This window comes from Mycolicibacterium vinylchloridicum (assembly GCF_013404075.1).
Classification (GTDB): Bacteria; Actinomycetota; Actinomycetes; order Mycobacteriales; family Mycobacteriaceae; genus Mycobacterium; species Mycobacterium vinylchloridicum.
The window spans coordinates 14,578-28,177 of sequence record NZ_JACBJQ010000035.1 but is presented as its reverse complement, the minus strand read 5'-3'; the positions used below and the strand labels follow the sequence as shown (position 1 = coordinate 28,177).

The following is a 13,600-nucleotide window of genomic DNA, read 5'->3' as shown; positions in this document are numbered from 1 at the left end:
CGCGTCAACGAAGGGGTAGTGCTGTGAGTTTCTCGAACATCATGGATTCCAACAGCTACTCCGCGGATCAGCCGGTCGATCCGGCCACCGAATCGTTGATCGCGGCCCGTGACCGCATTCTGGGCCCTGCCTACCGGCTGTTCTATCAGCGCCCGGTACACCTGGTCCGCGGCGAGGGCACCCGGCTCTACGATGCCGACGGCGCTTGTTATCTCGACGCCTACAACAACGTCGCCAGTGTCGGCCACTGCCACCCGCACGTCGTCGAGGCCGTCAGTCGCCAGCTGTCCACCCTGAACACCCACACCCGCTATCTGCACGGCGGGATCGTCGACTACAGCCGGCGACTGCTCGACACCATGCCCGAGCAGATCGATCAGGTGATGTACGCCTGCACCGGCTCGGAGGTCAACGACCTGGCCCTGAGAGTTGCCGAAATGCACACGGGTGCAACAGGTGTCATCGTCACCAGCGACGCCTACCACGGCAATACCGCAGCGGTCACCGCGATCTCGCCGTCCATCGGCGGGGCGACGGTACTCGGCGAACACGTCCGCGCGATCCCGCCGCCGGACAGCTACCGGATCCCGGCCGGTGAGCTGGCCGCCCGGTTCGCCGACGACGTCGTCGCGGCCATCGCCGACCTGAAGGCTTCCGGTGCCGGGTTCTGCGCGCTGATCGTGGACTCCATCTTCTCGTCCGACGGTATCTACCCCGACCCGTCGGTGCTGGCTCCCGCGGTACAGGCCACCCATCGCGCCGGCGGCGTGTTCATCGCCGACGAGGTCCAGCCCGGCTTCGCCCGCACCGGGGAGGCGATGTGGGGTTTCCTGCGCCACGGCGTCGTCCCCGACCTGGTGACGATGGGCAAACCGATGGGCAACGGACTCCCGATCGCGGCGATGGCGGCCCGGGCCGACATCCTCGGCGCATTCGCCCGCGAGGTCCCCTACTTCAACACGTTCGGCGGCAATCCCGTGACGGTGGCCGCCGCCGCGGCCGTTCTCGACGTGATCGAGGACGAGAAGCTGATGCGCAATGCGAACGAGGTGGGCACCGAACTGCGCACCGAGCTGGCGCGGCTGGGCGGCGGGCATCCGCGTATCGGCGACGTGCGCGGCACCGGCCTGTACGTCGGCGTCGAGGTGATCTCCGAGGCCGGCGCCCCGGACCGAGCCGGCGCCCGGGCACTGGTCAACGCGATGCGGGACCGCCGGGTACTGATCTCGGTGTGCGGCCGGGACGGCAATGTGCTGAAGATCCGCCCGCCGCTGGTCTTCTCGAGCACCGACGTCGACTGGTTCTGCAGCGAGTTCAGCGCTGTCCTGGCTTCCCCGTTCTGACACCCCATCGTCGGGCACACTGGAACCGTGGCATCAGACAACGAAACCCTCGCACGCATCCACGACCTCGTGGCCCAGGAACGCGAACTGCGTGACCAGTTGATACACCGGCAGATCGACGAGTCGGAAGAACACGCGCGCCTGCGGGCCATCGAGGTCGAACTCGACCAGTGCTGGGACCTGCTTCGCCAGCGCCGCGCACTGCGTGAGACCGGCGGCAATCCTCAGGACGCAGCCGTGCGGCCCGGCGACGAAGTCGAGGGCTACCTCAGCTGATCAGGCGCGCCAGGATCGTCCGCAACGCGGCAAGGTCCTGCTCGTCCAGCGCGGCCAGCGCCTCGGGAGCGGGGTCGTCGGTCGCATCGAGCACGGCGATGACGTCGCGGCCGGCGTCGGTCAATGACACCAGCTTGCAGCGCCGGTTGTCCGGATGGGTTTGGCGCACCACCAGGCCGCGAGATTCGAGATCGTTGACGGCCACTGTGGCGGCCGGGGCGTCGATGGTGGCCGCCTCGGCGACCTCCTTGACCGTCATCGGCTGCGATGCCAGCCGGCGCAGGATGCGAATCCTGCTGAACGGCAAGCCGGTTCGCTCCACGACCGCGCGGCGCCAGCCGTCCTTGTTGTCCAGCACCAGGCTCGACATCGCCCGCCACACCTGATCGGCGACCGGGTTAGGAGACATGGGCAGGCTCGATTCGGTGATTCTCGATCAGGGGAGCCAGCCGCTCCGCGGAGAGTTTGGCCCGTCCCGACGTGGACACCACGGCCAGCAGTGTGATCACCAGGCCCAGCCCGATGCTCACCCACCACAGCGGCCGGGCCGCCGAGGTGAAGTCCACTCCCACCACCGCCAGCGCCGAGCCGGCGACCGAACCACACAGTGCCACACCGATACTCACACCGACCTGCCTGCTGGTGGAGGTCACCGCCGACGCCGCGCCGGCCCGGTCTTGCGGCATACCGCTGACCGCGGCGTTGGTGATCGGCGCGTTGACCATGCCGAAGCCGATGCCGTAGACGGTGAAGATCACCAGGAGCTCCCAGATCGGCGTGGTGGCGTTCAGGAAGGTCAGCATCGCCGACGCTGCGGTGATCAGGATGCCCGACACCAGCAGCGACGGGCGGGCGCCGAAGCGGCCGACCAGCCGGCCCGACAGCGGCGAGAAGAACAGGGCACCGATCGCGATCGGCAGATAGATCAGGCCGGTGTGGGCAGCCGAGTAACCGCGCTCTCCCTGCAGATATAGCGACATCATGAACAGGAACGCACCCCAGGCCGCGAAGGCGCACACGGCGATGACAGTAGCCGACGAGAACGGAACGCTCCGGAAGAACCGCAGATCGATGAAGGGTTCGTGGCGGCGCGACTCGTAGCGCAGGAAGCCCAGCAGGGCCACCAGTGCGCCCGCGGCGATCGCGAGGATGCGCGGGTTCGTCCAGCCCATCCCCGGCGCTTCGATGAGCACGAAGACCACGCCGAACAGGGCCAGCACGGCCAGCAGTTGGCCGACCGGATCGATATCGCGCATGGTGGCCGACTTGCTCTCCGGCACGAAGATCGCGGTCAGCAGGATCGCCGCCGCGCAGATCGGCAGGTTGATCCAGAACACCGCCCGCCAGCTGATCGCCTGGATCAGGAAACCACCGACGATCGGGCCGAGCGCCATCGAGATGCCGACCACCGCACCCCAGAGCCCCAGCGCGCGGGCGCGTTCCACCCTGCCGACGAAGATCTGCGAAATGATGGACAGTGCAACGGGATTCATCATCGACCCACCGAGCCCCTGAATCAGCCGGGCACCGATCAGAGTGTCGATGTCGGGTGCCAGGCTGCACAGCAGCGAACCCAGCGCGAAGGCAGCCAGGCCGATCTGGAACACCCGGCGGCGGCCGAACCGGTCGCCGGTCGCGCCCGACAACATCAGCAGCGAGGCCAGCACCAGGGTGTAGATGTCGATGACCCACTGCATCTGCGACGGCGTGGCATGCAGATCCGAGCGGATCGCCGGGATCGCGACGTTCACGATCGTCGCGTCCATCGACACGATCAGCAGGCTCAGGCAGCAGGACGCAAGGATGATCGTCTTGCGCCGCGCGCTGAGCTCACCGACAGTTGTAATCACACAACCATTGTGAAACTACAACTGCCTGATGGTCAAGGGGGTGTGGCCCAGCAGACAGTGAATGAGAAAACTAGCGGCCGTCGATCGGGGCGTAGTCGCGCTCGGTGTAGCCGGTGTAGATCTGGCGCGGCCGGCCGATCTTGCTGCTGCCCTCGTCGTGCATTTCCCGCCAGTGCGCGATCCAGCCCGGCAGCCGGCCGAGTGCGAACAGCACGGTGAACATCCGGGTCGGGAAGCCCATCGCGCGGTAGATCACGCCGGTGTAGTAGTCGACGTTCGGGTACAGCTTGCGCTCGATGAAGAAATCGTCGGTCAGGGCGATCTCTTCGAGCTGCTTGGCGATGTCCAGCAGCTCGTCGTCGCCGCCGAGCTTGCCCAGGATCTTGTCGGCCTGCTCCTTGACGATGCGCGCCCGGGGGTCGTAATTCTTGTAGACCCGGTGCCCGAAGCCCATCAGCTTCACACCGTCTTCGCGGTTCTTGACCTTCTTGACGAAGGTCTGCACGTCGTCGTCGCCGGCCCGGATCTTCTCCAGCATCTCCAGCACCGCTTGGTTGGCGCCGCCGTGCAACGGACCCCACAGGGCATTGATGCCGCCGGAGATCGAGGTGAAGAGGTTGGCCTGCGACGAGCCGACCAGCCGCACCGTCGAAGTCGAGCAGTTCTGCTCGTGGTCGGCGTGCAGGATCAACAGCATGTCCAGGGCACGGACGATCTCGGGATCCACCTCGTAGGGCTCGGCGGGGAAACCGAACGTCATCCGCAGGAAGTTCTCCACCAGGGTCAGCGAATTGTCCGGGTACAGGAACGGCTGGCCGGCCGACTTCTTGTACGCATACGCCGCGATGGTCGGCATCTTGGCCAGCAACCGGATCGTGGAGAGCTCCACCTGCTCGGTGTCCAGCGGGTCCAGCGAGTCCTGGTAATAGGCGCTCAGGGCATTGACCGCACTGGACAGCACCGGCATCGGATGGGCGTTGCGGGGGAAGCCGTCGAAGAACCGCTTGAGGTCCTCGTGCAGCAGGGTGTGCCGCTGAATCTGGTTGGTGAACTTCTCGAGCTGCTCGGTCGTCGGCAGCTCGCCGTAGATCAGGAGGTAGCTCACCTCGATGAAGGTCGACTTCTCCGCGAGCTGCTCGATCGGGTACCCGCGGTAGCGCAGGATCCCGGCGTCACCGTCGATGTAGGTGATGGCGCTCTTGGTCGACGCGGTGTTCACAAACCCCTGGTCGAACGTGGTGTAGCCGGTCTTGGCCAGCAACGAACCCAAGGCGATTCCATCGGAACCCTCGGTCGCATGCACGACGTCGAGGTCCAACTCGCCACCCGGGTACTTCAGGGTGGCAGTCTCGTCGGTTGCGGCCACATGAACCCCTTCTGAGCTCTTCGACGCCGGCTGCGGCGTCCGTACTAGTGGAAGGTAGTCGCTATTCTGCCGACACGCCCGCGGGGGGTTCGCGGGGGGTAGGTCGCGGGGAAGGTCACTGCCCCCAGAGCCGGGTGAAGAAGCCGTACGCCGACTCGATCCGGTTGCACAGTACGTCGGGTTCGACCGGTGGTCCCCCCACGGCTCCGAGGCCGTGGCAGGCCACCCCCATCACCACCGCCCAGGTGTCGAACAGGATGCGGATCGCCGGGTGAGACGCGGCCACGCCCATCCGCCGCGCGGCGACGTCGACCGCCGCATAGTGGAGGCCGTCGGTGCGGAACATGAACGGTCGCAGCCCGATCGCCGGCGCCGAGTTCACGATCGTCAGCAACAGCCGCATCCGTTCGAAGGGCGCGGAATCGGGGATGCCGTATTGCGCGCTCCGAAAGACCTCGAGGTGGGCCCGGGCCAGCGCCTCGTATTGGGTGATGTCGGTCGGCTGACGGGCAAAGCACTCGGCCACATCGTCGGCGACCCCGCCGAGGATGGCGACGATCACCGCTTCCTTACTCGAGAAGTAGCGGCTGAAGGTGCGCGGCGCGATCTCGGCGCGGGCCGCGATCTGCTCGACGGTGGTGTTCTCGTAGCCCTGCTCGATACACAGATGGAGGGCGGCGTCGATCAGCGTCGCTCTGGTTCGTTGTTTCTTGAGTTCACGGAGGCCGGTGGCGGCAGCGTTCGCGACAACAGCCACGTCGCGCCACCCCCCTCGCCTCTCGCGAGCCCCCGGACGTCAAGGCGTCGAGGGTAGCCCCGATCGCACTTCCATGGCGGCGATATCGACGAATTCACCGAAGGTGGTCTCGAGGCGCTCGGCCATGATGGCCGCGCAATCGTCGTAATCGTCGGGCCCGATCACCAGCTGGCCCCACGCGCCTGCGGTGATCGCTCCCCACATCGACACGATCAACGCCACCTGCTTGTCCCTCGGGTCGACGCCAAGGCGGGCGGCCACCCCGATGACCAGGGGCACCAGCCGGGTCGCGGCGGCCGCGAGCCGCAGCGCGCTCGACGAGGAGATGACGTTGACCATCAGGACCAGGCGATGCATGGTCAGCCCGGTCACGTCGCCGGACGGGACCCGGTGCAGCGCCCGGGTGTGCGCACGCGCCAGTGCGGCCAGCGGCGGAACGTCGGCGTCGATCGTGGCGAGCTCGCCCACCGCGGCGTGGACCAGGTCGTCCAGCACGGTCATCATCACCGAGTCTTTGGTCGGAAAATACCGGCTGAAGGTGCGGGGCGACACTTCGGCGGCGGCCGCGATCTGCTCCACCGTGGTGTTGTCGTAGCCGTGCTCTATGCACAACCTCACTGCAGCATCGACCAGCATGGCGCGGGTTCGTTGCTTCTTTCGTTCGCGCAGCCCAGGGGGTGCCTGCGCGATGACATCGGCCACCTGCGCAATCGTAGTCGGAGCGTCCCGACCTACGAGTTGGCCGGTTCCACCCGGTAGCGGACAAAGACCGGGACCGCCGCCGCGGCGATGAGGACACCGACGACGACGAGCACTCCTCCGCCCGCGGCGGCGATGGTGGTGCCGACGACCGCGGCCGCCGCGCCGTGCGCCGCGTCAGCCAGCCGAGGACCACCGGCGACGACCACCGTGAACACACCTTGCAGCCGGCCACGCACATCGTCGGAGGCCACCTGCTGCAAGATGGTCGACCGGAACGCCGCCGAGACCATGTCGGCCGCGCCACCAATCGCCAAGAACGCCACGGCAATCCACAGCATCGTGCCGGTGCTGCCGTGTGCCAGTCCGCCCGCCACACCGAAACCGATCATCGCCACGCCCCACACCACGATCGAGATCACCACGGCCAGGCCCTGACGCCGGATGCGGGGAAACCAGCCGGAGAACACCCCGCCCGCCACGGCACCTATCGACATCGCGGCCGCCAGCAGCGCGATGGTCGTGCTGCCCTCGATAGGCCCACCGAAACTCTGATGCGCCATCTCGGGGAACAGCGCCCGCGGCATGCCCAGGATCATCGCGATCAGGTCCACGACGAAGGACATCAGCACCACCCGGTTGCCGGACAGGAAGCGGAAGCCCTCGAGAACGGAGCGAACAGCAGCCAACCCCTTGCCGCTGCCCCCGTTGGACGGCGGTATCGGAGCGAGCCGGCAGGCCACCCAGATCGGCACCACGCAGGTGAGGGCATCGATCAGATACAGCGCGGACAAGTCGACCCAGCGCAGCATCACGCCGGCCAGCAGCGGGCCGACGATGGCACCGAACTGGAACACCGTGAAGTTCAGCGAGTTCGCCGACGCCAGCTGGTCACCGGGCAGCATCCGGGGTATCGCCGCCGCTCGGGTGGGGCTGTCGATCGCGTAGAACGCCTGCTGCACCGAGAGCAGGCACAGCACCACCCACACGTTGTTCAGTCCGAGCGCGGCCTGCAGCCACAGCAGCACCGAGGACACGCCCAGCCCACAGGAGGTGATGATCAACAGCACCCGCCGGTCCATCGCGTCGGCCCAGGCCCCGCCCAGCAGCCCGAACACGATCAGCGGAACCAGGGCGAACAATCCGGCCAGGCCGACATAGGCCGAATTCTGGGTGAGTGCGTACAACTGCACGGGGACGGCGAAGATGGTGAGGTTGGCCCCGATGACCGTGACGATGCCGGCCACCCACAGCCGGCGGAAGTCCGGCGTTCGCAGTGGGGTGGTGTCGGCGAAAAGCCGCGCCACCGCTAGGGCTGCAACCGCTCGATGCTGGTACCCGTCACCCGAATCCGGTTGTGGACCCGGTTCTCTCGGCCCTGCCAGAACTCGACGACCTCCGGGGAGATCCGATAACCGCCCCAGTGCGGGGGTACCGGGACCTGCTCGTCACCGGCGAAACGTTCGGTCGCTTGCGCGAGCTGGCTCAGCAGTTCGGCTCGGGAGCCGACCGGGCGGGACTGAGCCGACGCCCACGCACCGAGCTGCGAACCGCGCGGGCGCCATGCCCAGTACCGGGCGGTCTCCTCGGCGCTGACCTTGGTCACCGCGCCGCGGATGTGTACCTGACGGCCCAGGGCGAACCAGGGGAAGGTCACCGAGGCGTACGGGGTCGCCGCGAGCTGATGGCCCTTGGCGGAATCGTAGTTGGTGTAGAAGGTGATGCCGGTCTCGTCCACGCTTTTGCACAACACTGCGCGGCTGACTGGTCTTCCCGAATCGACGGTGGCCAGCACCATGGCATTGGGCTCGGAGATTCCGGCCGCCTCCGCGTCGGCTATCCACCTGTGCAACAGGGCAAGCCAGCCCTGCGCGAGCCAGTCGACATCGAGATCGGTGCTGCCGTCCTTCTCGACCGAGCCGTACTCCACCCGCATCGCCGCGAGGCGATCACCGTCGGAAATTTCCACGGATCAACGGTACGCCCGAAGCTGCTGAGCGGCTGTTACCGACCGGTAGCGGGGACGCGATCGACGAGTGGGAGAATCCAGGACATGACTGTGGTGCCCGACGATTTCGTGCCCGGCCTGGAAGGTGTGGTGGCCTTCACCACCGAGATCGCCGAGCCAGACAAAGACGGCGGTGCACTGCGCTACCGCGGCGTCGACATCGAGGATCTGGTCGGCAATCGGGTCACGTTCGGTGACGCGTGGGCCCTGCTGGTCGACGGCCGGTTCGGCGACGGCCTGCCGCCCGCCGAGCCGTTCCCGCTGCCGATTCACACCGGTGATGTGCGGGTCGACGTGCAGGCCGGCCTGGCGATGCTGGCGCCGATCTGGGGTTACGCGCCGCTGCTCGATATTGACGGCGAGACCGCCCGCGATCACCTGGCCCGCGCGTCGGTGATGGCGCTGTCTTATGTCGCGCAGTCTGCGCGCGGTATCTATCAGCCCGCCGTGCCGCAGCGCGTCATCGACGAATGCTCCACTGTCACAGAACGTTTCATGACCCGCTGGCAAGGCGACCCTGATCCGCGGCATGTCGAGGCGATCGACGCCTACTGGGTGTCGGCAGCCGAGCACGGCATGAACGCCTCGACGTTCACCGCGCGGGTGATCGCCTCCACCGGGGCCGACGTCGCGGCCGCCCTCTCGGGTGCGATCGGCGCGATGAGCGGGCCACTGCACGGCGGCGCGCCGGCGCGGGTGCTGCCCATGCTCGAAGAGGTCGAGCGCGCCGGGGATGCCCGGGCGGTGGTCAAGGGCGTGCTGGACCGCAACGAGAAGCTGATGGGCTTCGGCCACCGGGTCTACCGCGCCGAAGACCCCCGCGCGCGGGTGTTGCGTGCCACGGCGAAGCGGCTGGCCGCGCCGCGGTACGAGATCGCGATCGCGCTGGAGCAGGCGGCACTGGCCGAACTGCGTGAGCGGCGGCCGGACCGGGCGATCGAGACCAACGTCGAGTTCTGGGCCGCCGTGATCCTCGACTTCGCCCAGGTTCCGGCCAAGATGATGCCGGCCATGTTCACCTGTGGGCGTACCGCCGGATGGTGCGCCCACATCCTCGAGCAGAAGCGGCTCGGCAAGCTGGTGCGCCCGTCGGCGATCTACGTGGGGCCCGCGCCCCGCCCGGTGGACGCGGTCGAGGGCTGGAACGAGATCGCACACGCAGCCCTCTAGTGGTTGGCGGTCTGGCTGATCACGCCCCGAATGCCGAGCCGCGCTCCCGGTCCAGATACGTCTCGGCCTTGTTGCGCAGGAAGAACACGTACACCACCAACGACACCGCGATGCAAGCCGTGACGTAGGCGATGAACAGCGGTACCTGACCGTGCTCCTTGGCCGCCTGGTAGATCAGCGGCGCCGTGCCGCCGAAGATGGAGTTCGCGAGCGCATAGCCGACCCCTACACCGAGCGCCCGCACCTGCGCCGGAAACAGCTCCGACTTCACCAGCGCGTTGATCGAGGTGTACCCGGTCAGGATCACATAACCGACCGCGACCAGTGCGAAAGACGCCAGCGGCGAGCGTGTCTGGGGCAGGTACGTGATGAGGACGTAGGTGTAGAACAGCCCGCCGACACCGAAGAACACCAACATCGGCTTGCGCCCGATCCGGTCACTGATGATGCCGCCCACCGGCTGGAGCAACATCAAGAAGATCAGCCCGGTCAGGTTCACCCACGTCGCCGTCATGCCCTCGCCCTTGAACGCGGTCTTGACGATCGCCGGCGCGTTGACGCTGTAGGTGTAGAACGCCACCGTGCCGCCGAGCGTGATGAGGAAGCACAGCAGCAACGGCCGCCAGTACTGCGTCACCAGTGCCCGCATGGACCCGGCGCCGGTGTCCTGCCCCGCCTTGGCCGCCTCGATGACGTCCTCGGACAGCGACTCGTCCATGGTGCGTCGCAACCAGAACACCACCACCGCCGCGACGCCACCCACGGCGAACGCGATGCGCCAACCGAACTCGCGCAACTGGGCATCGCTGAGGAACGTCTGCAGGATCAGCAGCGTGAACTGCGCCAGCACGTGGCCGCCGATCAGCGTCACGTATTGGAAGGACGAGAAGAATCCGCGCCGTTCCCGTGTCGCGGCTTCCGACATGTAGGTCGCGGACGTGCCGTACTCACCGCCGGTTGCGAAGCCCTGTACCAGCCGAGCGAGGACGAGGACGATCGGCGCGGCCATCCCGATCACCGCCTGTGACGGCACCACCGCAATCATCAAGGAGCACAGCGCCATCAGCGACACGCTCACCGTCAGCGCCGCGCGCCGGCCATGCCGGTCGGCGAAGCGGCCGAAGAACCATGACCCGATGGGGCGCATCACGAAGGTGATTGCGAATATCGCGTACACGTACACCGTCGAGTTCTTCTCGGACTCGTCGAAGAACTGGCCTTCGAAATACGTTGCGAACACGGTGTAGACGTAGACGTCGTACCACTCGACCAGGTTGCCCGAGGACCCGCGGATGGTGTTCCAGATCGCCCGCCGGGTTTCGGCGGCGCTCGAGCGTGGCACTGTCGTGGTGGTCATCGTCGGCCTCCCTGTGTCAGCCCGAACCGTACTCCACTGCGGGCCGTTTCTGTCGGTCCCTGATGGTTGCATGGCGCATGGGCGATGAGTTCTGCTCGCCCGTGGTGTCTACAACTCCGAGGCGGTCCGCCGGGCCGCCGTGAAACGACAGGAGACCGTCATGGCAATCGACGTTCAACCCGCAGTGATCCCGCACCTGGTCGTCGACGACGCGCCCGCGGCAATTGACTTCTACGTCAAGGCGTTCGGCGCCGTCGAAATCGGTCGGGTCCCCCGTCCCGACGGCAAGCTGATTCACGCCGCCGTCGAGATCAACGGGGCCACGGTGATGCTGAACGACGACTTCCCGGAGATGTCCGGCGGAAAGACGACGACCCCGCCCGCCCTTGGCGGCACCCCGGTGACCATCCACCTGACCGTCACCGACGTCGACGCGAAGTTTCAGCAGGCGGTCGACGCCGGCGCCACCGTGGTGATGCCGCTCGAAGACCAGTTCTGGGGGGATCGCTACGGCATGGTCGTCGATCCGTTCGGTCACCAGTGGTCGCTGGGCCAGCCGGTCCGCGAGGTCAGCTACGAAGACATCCAACAGGCCGTGAGCCAGGCATGATGCTCGTGTGACGCAGCACCGCCGCAAGATCCTCTACATCGACCTCGACAACACGATGGTCGACTTCGGCCATCGGATCGAGGGCCTCGACCCGGTCGTGGTCGAGAAGTACCACGGCCGGATGGACGAGGCGCCGGGCATCTTCGCATTGATGCGCTCGATGCCCGGCGCGATCGAGGCGTTCACCGAGCTGTCGGACCTGTTCGACACCTACCTGCTCTCGACCGCGCCGTGGCGCAACCCGTCGGGCTGGCAACACAAGATCGAGTGGGTACACGAACACCTTGGCGCCGAGGAGGATTCACCGGCCTACAAGCGGCTCATCCTCACCCATCACAAGGACCTCAACCGCGGCGATTTCCTCGTCGACGACCGGCCCAACAACGGCGCCGAGCGCTTCCATGGCGAATGGATTCACTTCGGCTCCGCCGAATTCCCGGACTGGGCCACAGTGCTGAACTACCTGCGGGACAAGGCTTAGCGCAGAAGTCCGGCCAGCAGGCGGCTGACCACCGGGCGTTCCGGAGCGGCGGCGGCCGCGGCGACCATGTCAGCCACGGTCGTGAACTTCACCCGCGGCCGGCCCTCGGCTTCGCCCCGGGCGGTCTCGGCGGCGTCGATCGCACGCCAGCCGGCCCCGTCGACCACGTTCGGTTGACGGGCGCGAATCAGCTTGTCCAGCATCGTCGGTCGCGCGGTGGGATCGGTGAGCAGACCCGCGTTGAAGTCGTCGACCAGGTTGGACACGGTCTGCATGGCACACGATTTGTTGGTGCCGATGAAGCCCGTGGGGCCGCGCTTGATCCAGCCCGCGACGTACGCGCCGGGAACCGGCCGGCCGGTGGCGGGGTCGACGACTCGGCCGTGCTCGTTGGGCACGACGGCGGCGGCCTCGTCGAACGGCAGACCGGCAATCGGCGCGCCCCGGTATCCGATCGAGGTCAGCACCAGCCCGGTGACGAGTTGCACCACCTCATCAGTCCCGGTGCGGTGGAACTCGATCCCGCTCACGCGCCCGGTCCCGAGCACCCGGTGCGGAGTCAGCCGGTAGGCCAACCGGATTCGCGGTCGCGCGGCGATGTGCGAGGCGATCGGCAGCTTGGCGAGGATCTCGAGCTTGCCGACCGTCAGCGGGTCGGTGGCGGTGGCCAGATCCTGCTGGACGAGGGCGTGGTCGTCGGCGTCGAGGACGACCTCGGCCGTCGACGTCAGACCGATGAGCTCGGGCAGCGTGAACGCCGAATCGATCGGCCCGCGACGGGCGGCGATGACGACCTCGCGCACTGCCGAGTTGCGAAGACTGCCCAGCGCGGTGTCGGAGATATCGGTGCGAGCCAGGTCGTCCGGGTCGGCGGTGAGGATCCGCGCGACGTCGAGGGCCACGTTGCCGTTGCCGATCACCACCACGCGTTCGTGGCCGAGGTCCACGGAAAGCCCGGCGAAGTCCGGATGCCCGTTGATCCAGGCCACGGTCTCGGTGGCGGTGCCGGTTCCGGGCAGGTCCATGCCGGGGATGTCGAGCCTGCGATCGTTCGGCGCACCGACGGCGTACAACACCGCGTGGTGATGCTGCAGCAGTTCGGCATGCGAAATATGCTGTCCCACTTCGACATTGAGATAGAACGAGAATCGGGACCGCTTACTGATCCGCGCGAAGACCCCCGTCACGCCTTTCGTGTTCTGGTGATCGGGCGCGACGCCGGCCCGCACCAGACCGAACGGGGTCGGCAATTTGTCGAAGACATTGACCCGCACACCCTTCTGGGTGAGCAGTTCGTCGGCGGCATACATGCCCGCCGGCCCCGAACCGACCACGGCCACGGTGAGATCGCCCCCGCCCCGTCGCACCTGGGGTGCGGGCAGCACCGGTGCGAGCTGGGAGGTCGGCGGCAACTTCACCCCCGCGGGCCGCTCCGGATAGAACGCGGCGTTGAGGCCGATGAACGGCAGCTGCGTGGCGGTCAGCTTGCTGTCGGGCGCTATCGCGCCGACCGGGCATGCGCTGACGCAGGCGCCACAGTCCACGCAGGCCACCGGATCGATGTAGAGCATCTCGGCGGTCGCGAAACCCGGCTCGTCGGGGCTGGGATGGATGCAGTTGACGGGGCAGGCGTAGACGCAGGACCCGTCGCTACAGCACGACTGGGTTATCACATGGGGCACA

The 13,600-nt window shown here is 67.2% G+C and carries 14 protein-coding genes; 5 read left to right on the top strand and 9 right to left on the bottom strand.

The window, feature by feature from the left end; all coding sequences use genetic code 11:
- The first annotated feature begins 23 nt into the window (after positions 1-23).
- Positions 24-1,343: an aspartate aminotransferase family protein gene (locus tag HPC46_RS24200; protein ID WP_179474679.1), complete on the top strand. Its 1,320-nt coding sequence runs from the start codon at positions 24-26 to the stop codon at positions 1,341-1,343.
- Positions 1,344-1,370: 27 nt separating this feature from the next.
- Positions 1,371-1,619: a DUF2630 family protein gene (locus HPC46_RS24195; RefSeq protein WP_179474677.1), complete on the top strand. Its 249-nt coding sequence runs from the start codon at positions 1,371-1,373 to the stop codon at positions 1,617-1,619.
- Here HPC46_RS24195 and HPC46_RS24190 read toward each other — a convergent pair.
- The 7 genes from HPC46_RS24190 to pdxH form a co-directional block, all read right to left on the bottom strand.
- Positions 1,612-2,028, bottom strand: coding sequence for a MarR family winged helix-turn-helix transcriptional regulator (locus tag HPC46_RS24190; RefSeq protein ID WP_179474675.1), 417 nt, complete (start codon positions 2,026-2,028; stop codon positions 1,612-1,614). The two genes, HPC46_RS24195 and HPC46_RS24190, sit on opposite strands and share 8 nt — an antisense overlap.
- A complete protein-coding gene (locus HPC46_RS24185; protein ID WP_179474673.1) occupies positions 2,018-3,469 on the bottom strand; it encodes an MFS transporter in 1,452 nt (483 codons plus the stop codon). Before HPC46_RS24185 ends, HPC46_RS24190 begins: the two co-directional genes overlap by 11 nt.
- A gap of 70 nt (positions 3,470-3,539) precedes the next feature.
- Positions 3,540-4,835 (bottom strand): citrate synthase, encoded by a 1,296-nt coding sequence (locus HPC46_RS24180; protein ID WP_179474671.1) that lies wholly within the window; start codon positions 4,833-4,835, stop codon positions 3,540-3,542.
- A 115-nt stretch (positions 4,836-4,950) separates the two neighbouring features.
- On the bottom strand, positions 4,951-5,592 hold the full coding sequence (locus tag HPC46_RS34725; RefSeq protein WP_325096755.1) for a TetR family transcriptional regulator: 642 nt from the start codon (positions 5,590-5,592) through the stop codon (positions 4,951-4,953).
- 39 nt (positions 5,593-5,631) lie between these two features.
- Entirely contained in the window at positions 5,632-6,294 is a 663-nt protein-coding gene (locus HPC46_RS24170; RefSeq protein WP_179474669.1) for a TetR/AcrR family transcriptional regulator, read from the bottom strand.
- A 29-nt stretch (positions 6,295-6,323) separates the two neighbouring features.
- Positions 6,324-7,598: an MFS transporter gene (locus tag HPC46_RS24165; protein WP_179474667.1), complete on the bottom strand. Its 1,275-nt coding sequence runs from the start codon at positions 7,596-7,598 to the stop codon at positions 6,324-6,326.
- A 2-nt stretch (positions 7,599-7,600) separates the two neighbouring features.
- Entirely contained in the window at positions 7,601-8,227 is a 627-nt protein-coding gene (gene pdxH, locus HPC46_RS24160; protein WP_218894609.1) for a pyridoxamine 5'-phosphate oxidase, read from the bottom strand.
- 117 nt (positions 8,228-8,344) lie between these two features.
- On the opposite strand from pdxH, the gene HPC46_RS24155 reads away from it, so the two are divergent.
- Positions 8,345-9,469 carry a citrate synthase 2 gene (locus tag HPC46_RS24155; RefSeq protein ID WP_179474663.1) on the top strand — a complete coding sequence of 375 codons (1,125 nt, stop codon included), beginning with the start codon at positions 8,345-8,347 and terminating at the stop codon, positions 9,467-9,469.
- Between the two features lie 19 nt (positions 9,470-9,488).
- On the opposite strand, the gene HPC46_RS24150 is transcribed toward HPC46_RS24155, so the two are convergent.
- Positions 9,489-10,826 (bottom strand): MFS transporter, encoded by a 1,338-nt coding sequence (locus HPC46_RS24150; protein ID WP_179474661.1) that lies wholly within the window; start codon positions 10,824-10,826, stop codon positions 9,489-9,491.
- 160 nt (positions 10,827-10,986) lie between these two features.
- Here HPC46_RS24150 and HPC46_RS24145 point away from each other — a divergent pair, with 160 nt between their 5' ends.
- The gene (locus tag HPC46_RS24145) at positions 10,987-11,436 is read left to right on the top strand and encodes a VOC family protein (protein WP_179474659.1); all 450 of its coding nucleotides are present in this window, start codon (positions 10,987-10,989) and stop codon (positions 11,434-11,436) included.
- Between the two features lie 7 nt (positions 11,437-11,443).
- Positions 11,444-11,917: a 5' nucleotidase, NT5C type gene (locus HPC46_RS24140; RefSeq protein WP_325096754.1), complete on the top strand. Its 474-nt coding sequence runs from the start codon at positions 11,444-11,446 to the stop codon at positions 11,915-11,917.
- Here HPC46_RS24140 and HPC46_RS24135 read toward each other — a convergent pair.
- The gene (locus HPC46_RS24135; protein WP_179474657.1) at positions 11,914-13,599 is read right to left on the bottom strand and encodes an FAD-dependent oxidoreductase; all 1,686 of its coding nucleotides are present in this window, start codon (positions 13,597-13,599) and stop codon (positions 11,914-11,916) included. The genes HPC46_RS24140 and HPC46_RS24135 overlap by 4 nt on opposite strands.
- Position 13,600: the final 1 nt, after the last annotated feature.